Raw genomic sequence first — 4,136 nt, forward strand, 5'->3', positions numbered from 1 at the left:
AAGAAGTTCTAGGAAGAAGCGGCTTGCTAAGTGGAGTAAGCTGGGTCTAAGTTTGGCAGCGGTCACTGTTTTGGGAGGTGTGGTTGATCCAGGGGTAGCAGATTTTGTTTCGCCAAAGGTTTATGCAGAAACCTATGTAAATACTTCAGATCAGCCCATTGGGGTGGTTGTATACTACAGTGGGCAAAATTTAGACGGCACAAAAGTAAATCTTGAAGGCTGGGAGAGTTACATAGAAGTCCAGCCAGGACAAGAGATTGCTGCACCTAAGGAATTTGAAGGCTATACGTTAATAAGCACTTCGTACACACCGCCAGTCTTTTCCGATGGGGCTTTATTATATGTATACTCTCAAAATGAGAGCATCGAACAACCAAAGTCAGAAGAACCTGCGGGGGATGCTAATTCTAGTGACACTTCGGCAGTGTCCCAACCAGCTGAAACTTCAGATGTTATTCCGACGGATACTTCTATTGCCCCTCTAACAGATAGCCCAACAGGCAATGATATAGTAAACTCCACTATTCAATTAGTGGATCAGGATGGACAAATTCTCCAAACCATTCAACAGAGTGGTGCTGAAGGAAGTGAAGTAAGATTTGAGTTCCCTGTAATATCAGGATATCGAGTAGGCAAGGCTGAAGGATTTGACGGATGGACCTATATGAAAGAAGGCACTTTCAGACTAGCTGCTAATAAAATAGTTAAGGTATACTATGACAAGGCTCCTTCTATTGACGCGTTAATTAGACCTGAACAACGTGTGGAATATCAGAAAGTATTTGATGAATTTCATAATACGATATTAAAAGCATTCGAAGTTTATAAGAAAGAGCTAGGAGTTGATGATATTACGTATGAAGCGAATGATTTAGAAAAAATATTTGCGGACAGTAATTTATCTGTACTCCATTCAGAATTAGTATTGGTGCAACCCTTATTTGCTAAACCAGTAGGTCTAGTCTTGACAGATCAAGATATTATCAATGCTATTGGTTGGGCTCCTGAATATTGGGATTATCAAATCTCTTACCATAAAGAAATTACTCAGAAACTTGAAAAAGCAATGGCCAACATTGCTGCTGCGAAGGCAACTCCGACGGACAAACCAGCAGAAACCCCAGTGGAACAGCCAGTAGAGCAACCGGTCGAAACTCCGGTAGCACCTCAACCAGCTGAAACTTCAGTTGTTACTCCTGCAGACAAACCAGCGGAAACCCTTGTTGATCCATCAGTGAGCAAACCATTGGAAACTCCATCAGAAACCCCAGCCAACAGCCCAGCAGAGACACCAACTAATGTCCAGCCAAGTGCTGACCAAGCAGGGCAGTCAGCTACTGAGCCAACTGTTCTGTCTAAGCAAGACAGCCAAGCAGGAACTACAAGTCCAACTGGCCAGTCAGCACAAGGCAAACAAGAAACAGAACAGGAGACTAAGGAGCCAGCGGCACCAGCAAGTCAAAGCAAACAGTCAACTGACAAACCTGTGCCAACTAGTCAGCCACAGGCCAAAACCCTACCAGCTACTGGTGAAGCTCACTCTGTTTGGCATATGACAGGTCTAGGCTTACTGGGGCTAGCAGGTCTAGTTGTGAAAAGACGTTCACGCAAGTCTTCTTAATTAGCTATCCTATAAACGAGATCGACAGGTCTCGTTTTTTGCTGGTTTCTAACAGTCGGTACTGTCCTAGACTAGTCATCTGTGCTATAATGTTCCTATGATGAAACAAGAAAAAAAATCACAATATCAATTATTACTGGCTCAGTTGGAGGCTCTATTAGACGGCGAAACCAATGCACTTGCCAATTTGTCTAATGCCTCAGCTCTGCTCAATCAGGCTCTACCAAATTCTGTCTTTACAGGTTTTTACTTATATGATGGTCAAGAATTGATTTTAGGGCCTTTTCAGGGTGGCGTTTCCTGTGTCCACATCGAACTTGGTAAAGGTGTCTGCGGTGAATCTGCTTCTAAACGCCAGACCATTCTCGTAGAAGATGTTCGTTTGCATGATAACTATATTTCTTGCGATGCGGCAGCTCTTTCGGAAATCGTGGTGCCTATGCTGAAAAACGACCAGCTTTTGGGCGTTTTGGACTTGGATTCGAGATTGGTAGCGGATTACGATGCCATTGACCAAGAATACTTAGAGCAGTTTGTTGCCCTCCTGGTGGAGAAAACGGACTGGAATTTTGCTATGTTTGGAGAAAAAGGGTAATGTACCAAGCTTTATATCGGAAATACCGCAGCCAGACCTTTGGGGAAATGGTGGGGCAGGAGGTGGTGGCGACCACGCTCAAGCAGGCCATTGAGCAGGGGAAAATCAGCCATGCCTATCTTTTTTCTGGACCTCGTGGTACGGGTAAGACTTCGGCAGCCAAGATTTTCGCCAAGGCCATGAACTGTCCCAATCAGGTGGGCGGTGAGCCTTGTAATGACTGCTATATCTGTCAGGCCATTACCGAGGGCAGTCTGGAAGATGTGATTGAGATTGACGCGGCATCCAATAATGGTGTCGATGAAATCCGTGATATTCGGGACAAATCGACCTATGCGCCGAGTCTTGCGACCTATAAGGTTTATATCATTGACGAGGTCCACATGCTGTCAACGGGGGCTTTTAATGCCCTCTTGAAGACCTTGGAGGAGCCGACGGAGAATGTGGTCTTTATTCTTGCGACGACAGAGTTACACAAGATTCCTGCGACGATTTTGTCTAGGGTGCAACGTTTTGAATTCAAATCCATCAAGGTCACGGATATTCAGGCCCATTTGGCTCAAATCTTGACCAAGGAAGGTATCAGTTTTGACGACCAAGCTTTGACCATTGTTGCACGTCGGGCAGAAGGGGGGATGCGGGATGCCCTATCTATTTTGGATCAGGCTCTCAGCCTTAGTCAGGACCAGCAAGTGACCTTGGAAATTGCTGAGGAAATTACGGGTTCTATCAGCTTGCGTGCCTTGGATGACTATATAGCTAGTCTGCGTCAGGCAGATAGCGTGTCAGCATTGGGGCATCTGCAGACCTTGTTTGACCAAGGCAAGAGCATGAGCCGTTTTGCGACGGACCTCTTACATTACCTGCGTGACCTTCTTATCGTGCAGACAGGCGGTGAGAATACCCATCTGACTGCTGGTTTTACGGACAATCTAGCACTGGCTCAGGAGCGGATCTTTACCATGATTGAGTTGGTGACCAAGGGTCTGGCGGACATCAAGTCTAGCCCTCAACCTAAGATTTACGCTGAAATGATGACCATTCGGTTGGCTGAAAGTGGTTCGGCTTCGGGGGCAATGGCAGAGCTACCAGCAGATGTGGTCAGCCAAATAAGCAGTTTGCAGCAACAAGTAGCAGACCTACAGAAACAATTAAGCCAACTCTCAAATCAACCGGGTGCTGTTAAGCCAGTTTCACGCAAGCCACAGGCTCCGAAGAAGTACCGATTGGATACCAGCAAGGTTCATGCGATTCTACAGGAAGCCATGGAAAATCCAGCTTTGGCGCGTGAAAATTTAACTCGCTTGCAAAATGCCTGGGGAGAAATTATCGAGAGTTTATCTGGTGCGGACCGGGCCTTACTTGTTGGTTCTCAGCCAGTTGCAGCCAATGAAAATCATGCGATTTTGGCCTTTGAATCCCCACTCAATGCAGAACAGACTATGAAACGAGACAATCTCAATACCATGTTTGGAAATATTCTCAGCAAGGCAGCAGGTTTTTCGCCACAGATTTTGGCTATTGCTCAAGAAGATTGGGTCAGCATTCGGGCTGAATTTTCAGCCAAGGCCAAGGGGCAAAAAACGCAAGAAAGAGAAAAAGAAGAAAGCCCTGTTCCAGAAGAATTTGGCTTTCTAGCAGACACCGTTGAGATAGTAAATGATTGATAGCAATATCGGTCTTAGGACTGATGTGGAATGTGGTTGACTAAGGTATACTATAGTCAATCCTAAATATTTTTCATAATCTCCTTAAGAAAGCACCGACTGAGTTGGTGTTTTCTTGTTTAACTAGCATACATAGAAAGAAGGGATATAAAAAATCAGCCAGTCGACTGATTTTTTGGTATAATCCCGTCTTTGACAGTTTGAAACGACAAAACCCTCCCTAACCCTATGCATATCAAGGGTTTAGAGAGGT

Annotated in this window: 3 protein-coding genes; all 3 read left to right on the forward strand. The window is 45.2% G+C overall.

Going from position 1 to position 4,136, the window contains the following annotated elements; translation table 11 throughout:
* The coding region (locus SST62_RS0105070; RefSeq protein WP_029942606.1) for an LPXTG cell wall anchor domain-containing protein at positions 1-1,621 on the forward strand (1,621 nt) is incomplete at its 5' end.
* A 97-nt stretch (positions 1,622-1,718) separates the two neighbouring features.
* Complete coding sequence (locus SST62_RS0105075; protein ID WP_029186543.1) at positions 1,719-2,216, forward strand: GAF domain-containing protein; 498 nt, start codon at positions 1,719-1,721, stop codon at positions 2,214-2,216.
* Positions 2,216-3,883 (forward strand): DNA polymerase III subunit gamma/tau, encoded by a 1,668-nt coding sequence (dnaX, locus tag SST62_RS0105080; protein ID WP_029186544.1) that lies wholly within the window; start codon positions 2,216-2,218, stop codon positions 3,881-3,883. Before SST62_RS0105075 ends, dnaX begins: the two co-directional genes overlap by 1 nt.
* Positions 3,884-4,136 lie beyond the last annotated feature (253 nt).

The sequence above is a fragment of the Streptococcus suis YS56 genome (assembly GCF_000440115.1).
Taxonomy (GTDB): domain Bacteria; phylum Bacillota; class Bacilli; order Lactobacillales; family Streptococcaceae; genus Streptococcus; species Streptococcus suis_L.